Here is a 14,383-nt window from a genome sequence, read left to right on the forward strand (position 1 = left end):
TTAAAATGAATATTTTATTCCACCATCGTACACGTGGCAGAGGTGCCGAAGGCGTACATATTCGTGGGGTGGTAAAAGGGCTGAGAGAGTTAGGCCATAAAGTGAGTATTCTGTCGTTACCCGGTGCTGACCCAGAAGAAGAGCTACCTACCACTCCAGGGCCAAAAGAAGCTTCGGCGCAGTCCAGCAGCGCGGCGAAACCTCCTGTAAAGAAAGGGTTATTTTCTCGTTTAACAGAGTTAACCAAGTATACCCCCGAGTTTGTGTTCGAATTATTTGAGTTGGCTTTTAATCTGCTTGCATGGTGGCGTTTACGTAAAACGGTTAAGCAGCAAAATATCGAACTTATTTACGAGCGTTACTCGTTGTTTATGTTTGCTAGTGTGTGGTGGGCTAAAAGGCACAATATTCCGATCGTGTTGGAGATTAATGACTCTTGTTTGGTACATCGTGTGCGAGAGCTGTTTTTTCAACGCTTTGCCCGCTCGGTAGAACGTTGGATCTTTAGTAATGCGACTGGATTAGTATTTATTTCTAGCCGTTTCCAGCAAGTCGCGCAAGATGCCTACCCTGATATCGCTCCCTCGGTTATTTCGCCGAATGCCGCTGACTTAGACCAGTTTGTAATAGATAAACCCGCTGCCCAACAACTACGCGAAAAGCTTAAGGTAGAAGACAAGGTAGTTGTGGGGTATGTGGGGGCATTTGTGCATTGGCACGGCATTGATTGGTTTGTTGACCTAATAGCAGAGCGCCTTAAAGATTATCCCAATATAGTGCTGTTGCTGGTGGGTGACGGAGCCTGTTACGACAGTATCAAGCAACGCATTGCCAGTGCTGGGGCTGAATCGCAAATTATTATGCCAGGGCGAGTCGCTCATGACCAAGTACCCACGTATTTGTCGGCGATGGATTTTGGTATTTTACCCGACTCAAATGATTATGGCTCGCCCATGAAGTTGTTTGAATTTATGGCTATGGGTAAAGGTATGGTAGCACCAGACTTTACCCCTATTGATGAAGTAGTAGCAGACGGCGAAACCAGTTGGTTATTTAAAGCCAATGACCGTGAAGCTTGTGTTGAGAAAGTATTAGCCTTATCTGCGCAGCCAGATCAACAACAGTTAGTGGGCGAACAAGCGCGCGCCTATATAGAGCGCGAAAGGCAATGGCGCCACAACGCTGAACAACTATTAACATTGGTGAAATGATGGAACGATTGAAAGCTGATTTCCGCCGAAAACAAGAAATTTTTAAGGAAGACGGTGCTGATGTGAGCATGTTGCGAGTAGTGATGGCTGACGGTTCAAGTGCCAATATCCTTTACCGCTGTATGCGCTGGTTTGCCACTCATCGTTTAGGTTTAGTAGCGTACTTTTTTCAATGCTTGAATAAGTTTATCAATGGCTGCGTTATTGGCAGTGGAGCTGAGTTTGGCCCGGGTTTTGTGATTATGCATCCGGTAGGCATTGTGATTAATTCCAAAGTGCAAGGTGAAGTGAACATCACCTTAGAAAGTGGGGTGGTCATTGGTGATGAAAAAGGCAAATCTCCGCGCTTAGGCTCGAACATTTTTGTCGGCGCTGGCGCTAAAATAATTGGTGATTTACGCGTTGCTGATAAGGTGAAAATTGGTGCCAATGCAGTACTCACTAAATCGGCAGAAGAGGGCGCGACCATGCTAGGGATTCCTGCGCGTCGGTATCAGCGAACAACCGAACAAGCGGAGCAATAGTCATGGAGCTAATTTTTTGGATTGCGGTTGCTCTCATCGCTTATAGTTATGTAATTTACCCCTTAGTATTGCTGGTTGTGAGTGGTATTAAACAAGCTATTCGGGATACTCGCTATTTGTGGCGTCGTCATGAACGTCGTTCTGATGAGCCCGAAAACTGGCCTTCAGTATCAATTATTATTGCCGCCTACAACGAAGAGCAATGCCTGCAACAGCGCATCGATAACCTACTGCAGCTTAATTACCCTAAAGATAAACTAACCATTCATATTGGTTCTGATGGTAGTACTGATTCTAGCGCCGACATTTTAACGGCAGTAGACGCTAGCCACTTTAAGGCCCATATTTTTGAGCAAAACCGCGGCAAAATAAATGTGCTTAATGATCTCGTTGAACTGGCCGAAGATTCGATTTTGGTGATGTCTGATGCAAACACACATTTTGAAGCCGATGCGATTGAGAATTTGGTCCGTCATTTCGATAGCGACGATATTGGAGCTGTATGTGGTGAGTTGCATTTAGTCGACTCTGAATCAAAAGATAACAAAGACGGTATATACTGGCGTTATGAGCAAATGCTTAAGTTTCATGAGTCCCGTCTTGGTGCGTTACTTGGAGCGAATGGCGCTATTTATGCGATTGCTAAACCGCTCTATCAAGCCCTGCCAGCCAACACGATTGTTGATGACTTTATGATTGTTATGAACGTATCTAAAGTAGGCAAAAAGGTCTTATATGAGCCAAACGCAGTGGCTTACGAAGAAGTGGCTCCTTCACTTCATGACGAAGAAAAGCGTCGTATTCGAATTGGTACTGGTAACTATCAAGCTTTCACACGTTGTTTATGGGCGCTAAACCCTTTACAAGGTGCACGTTTCTTTTCTTACCTTAGCCATAAGGTGTTGCGCTGGTTTACTCCGCATTTAATGCTAGTGGCGCTTGTCTCTAATGTACTTTTAGTCAAAGAAGCATGGTACGCCGGCCTATTGGCCATTCAAATCGCCGGCTACTTAGTCGCTGCGTGGGGAAATAGCCGGAGTAAGCAGGGAAAAAGCCTACCCGGTAGTATCGCTTTTTTAACTTTTTTTGTATCAATGAACATGGCTTTATTAAAAGGCTTTTACTCATTCTTGTTTAAAAATGTGCAAGGCACATGGCAAAGGACTTCACGGTGATCATCTTTTCTATTTTCTTATTGCTGGCGCTGCTTGGGGCTGCGTTGGTAACCCTTATTATTCGCAAAAAACACATGCATTTGTGGTTGTCTCACTATTTAAAGCAAAAGTTTAGGCCGAAAGCTCATTTTGAAGGGCCAACGCATGTTTTGTTCTGTTTTGTTGACCACTACGAGCCGCAGTGGGGCAAGAATATTAGCTTGGAACAAGAACGAGCTAGGGTTGACCGGTGGTTTAACGAGTACCCAGAAGTTGCGGGCAAACACCAAGATGCAGACGGCTGCTTCCCTAAGCATTCCTTTTTCTACCCAGAAGAAGAATACCGATTTGAACATTTAGCCAAAGTAGCCGATTTATGTGCACGAGGCTTTGGTGAGATTGAAATTCACTTACATCATGACGATGATACCAGTGATAATCTGCGTAAAACCCTAGAAGGTTTCACTGAGTTATTACACGAGAAACATGGGGCTTTTGTCCGTTGTGAAACCACTGGAAAGTTGCAGTATGCCTTTATTCACGGAAATTGGACCTTGGATAACTCTCACCCCGACGGAAAGCTTTGTGGGGTAAATGATGAGCTAATTGTACTAAGAGAAACCGGTTGTTTTGTCGACTACACTTTCCCATCAGCACCGAGTGTTACGCAACCAGCAACGGTTAATGCTATTTATTACGCTAAAGATGACCCACATGCGCCTAAATCTCACAATACCGGCAAAATGGTGAAAGTAGGTGGTGAAACTTGGGGTGATTTGATGTTGATTAATGGCCCCTTAGATTTGAACTGGAAAGCCCGCAAAAAGGGGATCTTCCCACAAATTGAGAATTCCGATATCCGTACCAGCATGATGCCGACCAAAGACCGCGTAGATTTATGGGTCAATGCCAATATCCATGTTGAGGGCCGTCCTGAATGGCGTTTCATCAAGATCCATACTCATGGTACTCAAGAAGCAGACATGCCAACCTTATTAGGTAAACCTTTCGATGATATGTGTAGCTACCTAGAGAGCAAGTATAATGACGGTAGCAACTACGTATTGCATTATGTGTCGGCGAGAGAAATGTACAACATGGCCAAAGCGGCAGAAGCTGGTGAAACAGGTAATCCGCACCTTTATAGGGATTATGTGGTTAAAGCGCCACACTATAAAACCTTAGAAGAGCATGCCGATGCTGAGTAGAGCCAAAATAAGGCAGTTCTTATTTGGTGCTCGTACCGTTTCTGATAAGCGCTGGCAGCAGCGTTCACCAGGGGTGTATGTATTTAATTATCACCGGATTGGCGATGCTCGCTTTAGCGAGTTTGATCCCAATGTTTTTAGCTGCACATCAGAACAGTTTGAGCAGCATTTACGTTTCTACAAACAAGAGTTCACGGTAGTAAATGAATCTGAGTTACTCAGCCTATTAGATTCGAATAAACCGATTACCAAGCCTTATGCATTGATTACTTTTGATGATGGCTATATCGATAGTTACCAGCATGCTTTTCCTTTGCTTAAAAAGCATGATTTAAGCGCTGTGTTTTTTGTGGTGACCGAATATACCGATGGCGGAAGTTTTGCCTGGTGGGATGAAGTTGCCTGGCTGGTTAAGCATTGCCAGCTTAGCCAGTTAAAACTAGAACATTGGCCTGATGCGGTTGATTTAACTGGCAAAAATGAAACTCAAAATATTCGTAAAGTGCTGTATGCCTTTAAAGCTGATCAGCAGTTTTCGATGGATGAAAAGTTAGCTCAACTTAGAGTGATATGCAAAGCGCCCGTTTTGCCCGGCTCCAACAGTTTGTTTGCTAATTGGCAACAGCTTAAGGAGATGGCTGATGCTGGGATGACGATAGGATCGCATACTCAAAGTCATCCAATTTTGGCTCACTTAACGCCGCAGCAACAACGTATAGAGTTGCATGAGTCGCGTATCTTTATTCAAGACCAGTTGAGCAACTCAGTGAGTATGTTAGCGTATCCCGTTGGCAGAACGGATAGCTTTACTGAGCAGACCCAAGAGATGGCTAAGCAATGCGGCTATCGTCTCGCATTTTCTTTTATGAACGGGATTAACACTAAGCTGACAGAGCAAAGTGCGTACTCACTAAAGCGTATTTCAGTTGATGGCAATAAATCCGTAGACTCGCTTAAAGTTCAAGTGATGGCGTTGCATGACAAGTTAGCGCGTTAGCGGGCTAATTTGCCGACTTTCTTGATTTGCACTTTACTTGATGAGCGACCGTTTTTCTTGGCCTCGTTTAGTCATAATCAGGAATGGTAGAAATGTGCAAATCCCTTAATAAATCGATAAGCTACTTTCCAGCCTTGATGCTGTTTTTATTGTTAACGCTAAAAGTCTCGGCAGCAGAAGAGGGTTTAGTTCAAGCAAGCATCTCATCGATACCAAGCAGCAAACCTTACCATTACTTTGTGTTACCGATTCCCAACTTCACTATTTCAAATCAGCTGGGCTTTGAACTCAGCCAATCAGGGAAAACACTCGACTTTAGCGCTTCGGCTCATCTTAGTTGGCCGCAAGTAGGAGGCGCTAAGTTTTATAGAGGCGTACTATTTAAGGTCGAAGGTTTGGATACTGGTGAACTTGAAATTCGCTGGGCAAAAAATCTCACAAAACCAAATGATGGAGTAAAACTAGAAGAAGCCCTATTGGTTGAGGCTAATTTTACTGAAAAATGGTTAAACTCAGCGCTTTACTCACCACTTATCTACAACGCAAACAATATCGATTGGGGTTGGTTTGATAACGCGTATTGGCGTTATGCTGCTTATAGCGGTGATGAGGCTCTTATCGCTGAGCTTAGTAAACCCAAAGACCCAGCGAAGAAAACGACGCTCCCCAGTAATAGCGCAGCGCCATGGCTATATGATAGGCCGTATACTTTCTATCAACTGTATTTTAAAACCGCCGACTCTCGTTGGAAAAAAACGGCTCACCAAAAAGCACAGTTTTTTATCAGTCAGTTAGATTCTAATGGAGACTTTTCCTTGAAGGGCTCAGCAGATCTTAAGTACATGCTAAGTGCTGGGCTGCTAATTGATTATTTGTTTTACCCTAAGCTGTCTACCAAGCTAGCGATTGAGAATATGACGCCGAAAGGGCTTAAGTGGCCAGCAACTTACAGCACCAAACTAGGGTTTTGGACCGAGCGGCACTTGTCGGTAGCGCTCGGTTTGGCACTAAATCAATGGGAGCTCGATAGCACTGCGCAATCGTTAAGCCGGATTGAGCAACTACTGAGTGGAATTAAACAAAATCTATGGGTGCCCGCTCCCGGACAGGGCGGCTGTTTAAAGCATAGCTTGAAGGCACACTCTAATAAAAACAGTCAAGAGATGGTGTGTTCCCCATGGATGAGTGCTTTGGTAGTAGAACAGTTGTGGCGTTATTTTTGGTTAACTAACGATCAGCAAGCGGCTCAATTGATTGTAGATTTTGCAGAAATGCTGCTTCAACAAGGGCTATATACTGTGGAATACAAAGGTAAGACTCTTTATATCCCAGATTATTTAGTGTTCTTTAAAAAATCTATTTTTCAAGACCGTAATTCTTGGACCGAGCGGCAACATGCTTGTGACGTAGTGGGCATGGTTTATAAGGCTGTATATTTGAAGCGTGAACGTGGCGAAGACGAGTTTTTATTAGACTTACTTGGGCAGGAACTGCTAAAAACGTGCGATGGAACGATGAATAAAAAAGGTAAAACCGCTGCTGGCCAACCGGCTTGGGCCTTAAAACCACTAAGAAAATTTAATTGGTGGTTTGCCAGTAACGGTTCGTTAACTTGGATCTTGAAACAATAACTTGGTGTTTTCAAACAAACCTAATTGCTGTTCTAGCGCCGCTCTTTCGCGAGTACAGCTAGCGTCAGCACACAAGACTGAAGCGGCTACAATAGCACTCTTACGCTTGCCTGCTAGTACCTCTGAAAAGCGCTGAGATCTAAGTGCGCCTCTATTGGCCACCAAGCCGTTAGCGCCCGCATAACTATAGGCTAACAGGGCTGGTTGATTAGCTCTTGAGCGAAAGTATACAAAGTTAGTGCGAAGGGTATTCTCAGTTTTTTTCACTCGCATATTCTCAGGCACCACTTCATTTAAATAAAATGATGCTTTGTTGTCTAAGCCAAGGCCACTAAATAAATACACCCATTGCTGTAGCTCTATATCATCTACAGAAAGCGTTTGATGCTCTACCGATTGGTATTGGCTCACTTGGAGAGAGCGATGGTAGAGGACTTCTGATGGTGTCTGCTGGCTGTTTAGCTGATTCGCATCAACCACTGGCCAATCCAATAGGCTTGGAGAGAAAACCAATAGAGCAAGAATGAAGTACGCAAATACTTTTGGTGAAGGCTGGCTTACTTCAACAGGTTTCGCTCGTGGTAAAGGATCTTGAGCGAGTTTACCGCCGACATAAAAAGCAAACAGCAAGTAAGGAATGTATAAATACCAGCCTAGATTATTATGGTCGTGAATTAAGTCACTTTGCATTTGGGTTTCGTGACCAACCAGAATAATAATGATGATACGTACCCAGTTAACCAATAACGCGCCGACCATACACACAACAAAAAAGGTAGCAGCTTTACGTGCGCCTCGAATATTAAAATAGATATACAACAAACATAAAAACAACGAAGTAATAAAGTAGCGCAAGCCACTACAGCCATTCGCTATCTCAAAACGACCTGAAGGAATAGACACCACATTGCCTTCAAAAAAGCTCGGTACGTGGGTATAGGCCATCACCATTTCTACAACATTGGTAGACAGTGTCTGCAGTGGTGGGGATAGAATCCCCCAAATTGGTGTAGCAAATAACATGACTAGAGCGTACACATATAAACTTTTGTGATGTTTAAATACGCTCAATAAGCTAAACAGTAATACGAAAGGGAGTAGGGCGCGCACCGGTAGACTAATTTGGCTCAAATACAGCAGCAGCTCTAAAGCTAGGCAAAGAATCAGAGGGATTAGCCAAAGACTAGGAGCTTGGCGAAACTGTAGTTCTTGTCGACAATCATAAAGCACATAAAGTGCTACTAAAGGAATGAGAAAGGCATGTGAGTAGGTGCCGTCATCAAAACTGTAGCGCCAAACATCCAATAGCACTGGCCAAAATAGCAAAGCAACTGATGCGGTAACCACTAAGACCATTATAGCTTGAAGATTACCGCTATTAGCGTGCCCTTGCTCTACATTATCTGGCTCCAAAAATTAGCGCCCTTTACCAAACAAGATGATCTCTGCGGTTCTTACTAGAATCAATAAATCCAGTAAGAAGCTGCGGTGCTTAATGTAATACAGGTCAAACTTTAACTTTTCTAAGGCATCGGCTTCAGTGCTTCCATATGGATACTTAAGCTGTGCCCAACCGGTTAAGCCAGGTTTTACATTGTGACGTTGATTGTAATAAGGAATCGATAACACTAATTCTTTTACAAACGCTGGGCGTTCCGGACGAGGACCTACAAAGCCCATATCTCCGATCAATACATTGTAAATTTGTGGTAATTCATCAATGCGGTATTTGCGAATGAAGTTACCTACTTTTGTTACGCGAGGGTCTTCTTTCTGAGCCCATTTTGCGCCGTCTTTTTCTGCGTCGGTACGCATACTGCGGAACTTAAAAATATTAAATGGCTGACCATTTAGACCAATTCGCTCTTGCGAATACAGGACCGGGGCTTTAATGCCTTCTTCTAGCTTGATCATAATGACAGTAATTAGCATCAGCGGCCAAGTTAGAGACAATACGATTAAGCCTAAGAAGGTATTACATACCCAGTCTAAAGAACTACGTAAGTAGTTGGTAGAGTGGAAACCGTTACTATAAATAACCCAAGATGGGTAAATAAGGTTTACCGCAATTTGCCCTGACTCGCGCTCGATAAAGTCAATGATATCGGTAATTTCTACACCGCGAAGTTTACATAGAAACAAGCTGTCCACTGGCAAGTTAGCGCGTCGCTCATCTGCAGCAATCACTATCTCTTCAATGCCATTTGCGAGAACATAAGATTCAAGCGGTTGGTCGAGTTCAAGGATGGTTTCACGTTTAATGCCGTCTTCAGAGTCACCAGGCATACTGATGAAACCTGCCATCTCAAAGCTAACTCGGTCAGACTTGCGGCGCATTCTCTTTTCAATAATGCTCGCGCGCTCACCTGCACCTAAAACTAAAATGCGTTTTCTGCCCATATGCTCGTATTGCATTTTCAAGGCGAAATAACGAATTGTAGTCAGGCCCATCATTACGGCTGCGTAAAGTAATTCACGGAAATTACCCGGCAATACATCAAGCGGCGTTAATACATATACAACCGAAGAGATAAAGTAACCTAAAGCAATACTCACTAACAGTCGACGAATGACTCCTCGAAAGGTTTCACGTATTTTTTGGTTGTATAAGCCAACAGAAAGGATGGAGAGTTGAATAGGAAAGGTAAATGCTAGGCAGTGCATCAATAAGATACCCTCACCGTAGGCAGGAATACCTTCAAAACCGCTGAAGCGAAGAAGCTCAACGCCGATGACAAAAACCCCAATGAGCAATAAAAATTCGGCGAGAATAATTGCTCTACTACCAGGATCTAGATTGTGAAATTTCGAACCAGCCACGCTTCTTCCTTGAAACAATTTAAATTTAAATTTTAAGATTGACCAGTATACCGAGATTTAAACACAGAGCCACAAAAAATCGGTTCTACTTGTGCGCCTTCAGTTAACAGCAGAATTGTTACCTTAGCTTTACATTTACAACGGCCTGAAGATAAATATCGATATATTAAAACTATTTAGCTCAAGAGATTTACAACATGCGTCCCCGCACACTATCATGGGAAAAAGGACTTTCTCAATCAATGTTATTTGATGGACACTCAGCGTAATGGATAGTGCTATGAAAAAACTAAATCAAGCGGTAGTTAAACTACTCTCGGTAATGGCGTTAGGGCTTTTCCTTAGCGCATGTTCAAACAATTTACCCACCTTACCTAGTGCGTCGGTTAACCCTTCGCTCACCGAAAATCCCGCCGATTATAAATACTTGATTGGTCCGGGTGATGATCTAAACATCTTTGTTTGGCGAAACCCTGAAATTTCAGGCACTTTTATTGTTCGCCCAGACGGTATGGTTTCAACCTCTTTAGTTGAAGACCTAGAAGTGTCGGGTAAAACGCCGACTGAACTAGCCCGTCTTATCGAATCTGAATTGGCCGAATTTATTCGTGACCCGATTGTAACGGTAACGGTAGAAGGTTTTATTGGGCCGTTTAGCGAGCAAGTTCGCGTTATTGGTGAAGCCTTTGAACCGCAAGCCATTAACTACCGCGAAGACATGACACTGCTTGATGTAATGATTCAGGTGGGCGGTTTAACCGAGTACGCCGATGGTGATAATGCACGTTTGGTTCGAGTAGTAAGTGGAGAGCAGCGCTCTTATAACGTACGTGTAGGCAAACTAATACAAGATGGTGAGATTGAAGCCAATGTAGATGTTCTTCCTGGCGATATTATTATTATCCCAGAAGCTTGGTTTTAGTCGGAGTAGTCGTTTAAATGCAAGAGTTAATTGAGGATTTTTTGCAATACCTGCGAGGGGTATGGTTAAAACGCCGTTATATTTTAATCGCTTTGTGGGTCATCTGCCCAATTGGTTGGATAGCGGTAACATTGATGCCAAATCAATATACTGCTGAGGCTAGGGTCTACGCAGACACTCGTTCGTTGTTGCAACCTCTGTTGAAAGGTTTAGCCATTCAGACCGATCCTAGTCAGGAACTGGCGATGATTGTTAAAACCTTACTGAGCCGCAACAACCTAGAGAAGATTGCTCGGGCGAGTGATGCTGACGTTCGAGTTAACAATAGCGCTGAGTACGATGAGCTATTAGATAATTTAAAAGAAAAGATCGACATCGATAAAACCCGCCGAGAGAATCTTTATACTATTACTTTCGTGGCCGATTCTCCGCAATATGTACGCGATGTTGTACAAGCAGCGCTTGATGTCTTTGTTGAAAATACTCTTGGAGAAAAGCGACAAGATACTGATACCGCTAATTCGTTTATTAATCAGCAAATTGAAGAATATGAAACACGCCTAATTGAAGCTGAAAAGCGCTTGGCGTCATTCAAACAAGAATACACTGCATTTTTACCCGGTAAAGAGTCAACTTATTATAGTAACTTGGAAGGGGTTAAAAAGCTGCTTGAAGAAACTCGTTTGGAGCTAAGTGAAGCTGAAACCAAATTGGTGTCAGCACGTTCTCAATTGGCTAGCGAAGAGTTGTTAGCGTCACAGCAAACAGCCAGAGTTCGCACTGAGTTTGATGACCGTATTATCTCAATGCAAACGCGCTTAGATGATTTGCTGCTGCGCTATACAGAGCGCCACCCCGATGTGGTAGAGGTCCAGCGCCAGATTGAATCTTTGCAGAAGCAAAAAGACAATGCGATTACTACAGCTAAAACACCTGCTGCTATCGCTTCCGAGTCGGTCATTTATCAAGACTTAAAGATTACGGTGAGTCAGCTAGAGAATGAAGTGGCTTCGCTAAAAGTGCGTGAAGAGCGTCATGCCGAGAAAGTAGATACTTTGCAAGAACAGCTGCGTCAGGTGCCTGATGTTGAAGCGAAATTAACCGGCCTAAACCGTAATTACGAAATCACTAAATCGAAATATGAAGATCTCTTGTCTCGTAGAGAGAGCGCGCAAATTTCACAAAGCGCCGGTAAAACAACCGATGACATTAAGTTTAGAGTGATTGATGCGCCGCGTGTACCTCTTGTTCCTTCTGGGCCAAAGCGACCCTTATTAATTGCTGGAGTATTGATTTTTGCTCTCGCGGTTGGCGGCGGTATGTCGTTTGCGTTTAGCCAAATAAATCCTGTGGTATCAAGCCTACAACAGTTATATCAGCAAACTGGCTATCCTGTGCTGGGTGTGGTTTCGGCGACTGAAAGTTCTGGATTGATGAAAATAGAAAAGCGCAAAATGCGGCTATTTGTTTTATCAAATACCGTTTTGTTATGTGGCTTTGTAGGGTTTATGGTGATTAATTTGCTACCCGGATTACACAATAAGATTATTGCAGGGTTAGGTGGAGTAGGTTTGCTATGAGCACGATAGAAAAAGCAATGGGTAAGCTTGCAAAGCAAGCCCAAGCCAATCAAGCACCAATTGATGTCCCTGCAGCAGAGCAAGCTGCAGTTCCTGGAACTGAGGCCGCGACAACTCCAAGCAAAAGAGTTGATAAACCGGTTCTACAAATTGATTCAGCAGTACTGAAACGTTTGGGGATGTTATCTGACATTCGCTCTCGCGAAACCAGAATGCTTAGCGACGAGTATCGCGGGATTAAGCGTAAGCTGCTTAAAAATGCTTTTGAGCCGGGGTTAATCCCACAAAACAAAAGTAACCTGATAATGGTGACTAGCGCTAACCCAGGTGAAGGTAAAACTTTCACCTCAATTAACCTAGCGCTTAGCTTAGCCTTAGAAAAAGATAAAACGGTGTTGTTAATTGACTCCGATGTGCTTAAACCGACGGTGAGTAAAACCTTAGGTATTGGCCAGCACATGGGCTTAATGGAGTATTTGCTAGGGCAAACCAATGATGTTGCTGATGTGATTTATCACACCAATATTCCTAATTTAAGAATTATGCCTGCCGGCATGCCGCATCACTTGAGCAACGAATTGTTAGCGAGTGAAAAAATGCGCTCTCTGACTCAAGAGCTGAATAGCCGTTATTCAGATCGCGTTGTATTGTTTGATAGCCCACCAGTATTAGGCGTGAATGAAACCGTTGTGTTGTCTAACTTTATTGGTCAGGCAGTGGTAGTGGTAGAGCAAGATAGTACCAAAATGGCGGCAATTAAATCAGCGGTATCGCAGTTTAGTGAAGAGCTGGCGATTGGTTACGTATTGAATAAAGCAGTGCACGGAAAAACAGGGACTTACGGTTATGGCTACGGATACGGCTATGGATATGAGGAAGAACGCAGCGCCTAGTGTTGTTCTTGCGCTTGCTATCGCTTTAGGACTGCCTACTTCAGCTTATGCTGCTGAAGTGCAGTTTCGCCCTGAAATTGGTGCCGAGTTAGTTTATACCGATAATGCGGGTTTAAGTGAAGAGTCTCCTGAAGCTGGCGAAATCGGTATTTTGTCTGCAGGCATCGTATCTGAAGTTATCGGTAAAGACGGAGAAATGTCCTTAGACTATCAAGCTCGTCAAACCTACCATTCCTATGACTCAAACAAAAACCAGCTCTACCATGAGTTGGATTTTGCTGCCGACAAAAAATTGGGTAAATCAGGTTTTAGCGTTGATGCGATTGCATCGATTGATATTTTGCCAGCAGAAGTAAGCAGTAATGCTATTACAGATATTATCTCTGGTGATTTAATTCAAGGTAGTGAGCTAGGTTTAGGCCTGAGTTACCAGTCCAATCGCCGTAAATGGATAGATCTAAGCGCTCGAGCGGGTGCAAGTTTATATCGTTACGAAGATGACCGTGGTAACAATAATGATTTTGACGGCTCTTTGCTGTTTAAGAATGGCCAAAAGGTTAATACTGTTTTCTGGTTAGTGGATTCGAGTTATATCAAACGCGAAGCTCGCGGTAACTCTAAAGAAACGGAAAACGTAAAGTATAAAGGTGAGTTTGGTCTGCAACAGCGTTCTGGCTTCAGCCCATTTATCCGTTATTACGCAGAAAGCTACCTAGAAGGCGTGAGTTCTTCTGAAAAAGTCGGTGAATCTGAAAGCTGGGGCCCGGCTATTCGCTATTTTCGCTCACGCTTAAGTTACTTAGAACTCAGCTATAACTTTTCCTTAGATAAAGATAAAAACGATGATTACGTAGGCACTGCGCTAAACTTGGAGCCTAACCGTCGAACTAAGCTGTTTTTCGAGTACAGCAAACGCTTTTACGGCAACGCTTATGAGTTCACTTTTAATCACAAAAAGCGCCGCGTAACAACAGACATTAGCTACATTGAAGAGCCAACCAGTTTTGATCGTCGTTTCTTTGTAGAAGGTGATAGCGTAGAAGAGCAAAAGTTAGATAAAACGTTTCGCTGGAACAGTGATTTAAATTTACGTCGGTCAGGCATCGATGTCGAATTGCGTCATCAAACTCGCGAAGGCTTGCGCAGTGATAGCGACTTTATTAAAGACATTACCTACGGTGGTGGTATTGGACTTGACCACAAGCTTAGTCGTAATTTAACCATAGCCTTTGGGTTTGATTATGACCACTATACGTTTGACCGCCTTAACGGCACCGACCAAATTGATAAATATAGCCGCTATGATTTATCTTTAAATCAAGATCTTATCGAGGGTTTCTTTCTCACGTACCGCTACCAATATACCCATCGTAGCTCAAATACTGCAGGTAGAAACTATGACGAAAACCGAGTATCGATTAACGCGACTAAGCAGTTTTAAGC

The 14,383-nt window shown here is 43.4% G+C and carries 12 protein-coding genes; 10 read left to right on the forward strand and 2 right to left on the reverse strand.

From position 1 onward, the window contains the following. The first annotated feature begins 5 nt into the window (after nt 1-5). From FFR00_RS13450 to FFR00_RS13475, 6 genes are all read left to right on the forward strand, one after another. The gene (locus FFR00_RS13450; RefSeq protein ID WP_137673926.1) at nt 6-1,211 is read left to right on the forward strand and encodes a glycosyltransferase family 4 protein; all 1,206 of its coding nucleotides are present in this window, start codon (nt 6-8) and stop codon (nt 1,209-1,211) included. After that, complete coding sequence (locus FFR00_RS13455; protein ID WP_235836228.1) at nt 1,208-1,735, forward strand: serine O-acetyltransferase; 528 nt, start codon at nt 1,208-1,210, stop codon at nt 1,733-1,735. Before FFR00_RS13450 ends, FFR00_RS13455 begins: the two co-directional genes overlap by 4 nt. A 2-nt stretch (nt 1,736-1,737) precedes the next feature. Continuing rightward, nucleotides 1,738-2,910 (forward strand): glycosyltransferase family 2 protein, encoded by a 1,173-nt coding sequence (locus FFR00_RS13460; protein WP_137673927.1) that lies wholly within the window; start codon nt 1,738-1,740, stop codon nt 2,908-2,910. Next, nucleotides 2,889-4,097, forward strand: a complete 1,209-nt coding sequence (locus tag FFR00_RS13465; RefSeq protein ID WP_235836229.1) for a hypothetical protein — start codon at nt 2,889-2,891, stop codon at nt 4,095-4,097. The genes FFR00_RS13460 and FFR00_RS13465 overlap by 22 nt, the downstream gene beginning before the upstream one ends. Further along, nucleotides 4,087-5,094 carry a polysaccharide deacetylase family protein gene (locus tag FFR00_RS13470; RefSeq protein ID WP_161985168.1) on the forward strand — a complete coding sequence of 336 codons (1,008 nt, stop codon included), beginning with the start codon at nt 4,087-4,089 and terminating at the stop codon, nt 5,092-5,094. The genes FFR00_RS13465 and FFR00_RS13470 overlap by 11 nt, the downstream gene beginning before the upstream one ends. Before the next feature lie 92 nt (nt 5,095-5,186). Further along, complete coding sequence (locus FFR00_RS13475) at nt 5,187-6,725, forward strand: hypothetical protein (protein WP_137673929.1); 1,539 nt, start codon at nt 5,187-5,189, stop codon at nt 6,723-6,725. On the opposite strand, the gene xrt is transcribed toward FFR00_RS13475, so the two are convergent. After that, entirely contained in the window at nt 6,702-8,138 is a 1,437-nt protein-coding gene (gene xrt, locus FFR00_RS13480; protein ID WP_137673930.1) for an exosortase, read from the reverse strand. The genes FFR00_RS13475 and xrt overlap by 24 nt on opposite strands. Nucleotides 8,139-8,141: 3 nt before the next feature. Next, nucleotides 8,142-9,545, reverse strand: a complete 1,404-nt coding sequence (locus FFR00_RS13485) for a TIGR03013 family XrtA/PEP-CTERM system glycosyltransferase (protein ID WP_137673931.1) — start codon at nt 9,543-9,545, stop codon at nt 8,142-8,144. 280 nt (nt 9,546-9,825) lie between these two features. On the opposite strand from FFR00_RS13485, the gene FFR00_RS13490 reads away from it, so the two are divergent. From FFR00_RS13490 to FFR00_RS13505, 4 genes are read left to right on the forward strand one after another with little or no spacing between them, the layout of a single operon-like run. Continuing rightward, the gene (locus FFR00_RS13490) at nt 9,826-10,467 is read left to right on the forward strand and encodes an XrtA/PEP-CTERM system exopolysaccharide export protein (protein WP_174235956.1); all 642 of its coding nucleotides are present in this window, start codon (nt 9,826-9,828) and stop codon (nt 10,465-10,467) included. 17 nt (nt 10,468-10,484) lie between these two features. Next, a complete protein-coding gene (locus tag FFR00_RS13495; RefSeq protein WP_137673933.1) occupies nt 10,485-12,047 on the forward strand; it encodes an XrtA system polysaccharide chain length determinant in 1,563 nt (520 codons plus the stop codon). Next, nucleotides 12,044-12,940, forward strand: coding sequence for an XrtA-associated tyrosine autokinase (locus tag FFR00_RS13500; RefSeq protein ID WP_137673934.1), 897 nt, complete (start codon nt 12,044-12,046; stop codon nt 12,938-12,940). The genes FFR00_RS13495 and FFR00_RS13500 overlap by 4 nt, the downstream gene beginning before the upstream one ends. Beyond that, nucleotides 12,912-14,381 carry a TIGR03016 family PEP-CTERM system-associated outer membrane protein gene (locus tag FFR00_RS13505; RefSeq protein ID WP_161985169.1) on the forward strand — a complete coding sequence of 490 codons (1,470 nt, stop codon included), beginning with the start codon at nt 12,912-12,914 and terminating at the stop codon, nt 14,379-14,381. The genes FFR00_RS13500 and FFR00_RS13505 overlap by 29 nt, the downstream gene beginning before the upstream one ends. The last annotated feature ends 2 nt before the right edge of the window (nt 14,382-14,383 follow it).

Source organism: Agarivorans sp. Toyoura001, assembly GCF_005405585.1.
GTDB lineage: Bacteria > Pseudomonadota > Gammaproteobacteria > Enterobacterales > Celerinatantimonadaceae > Agarivorans.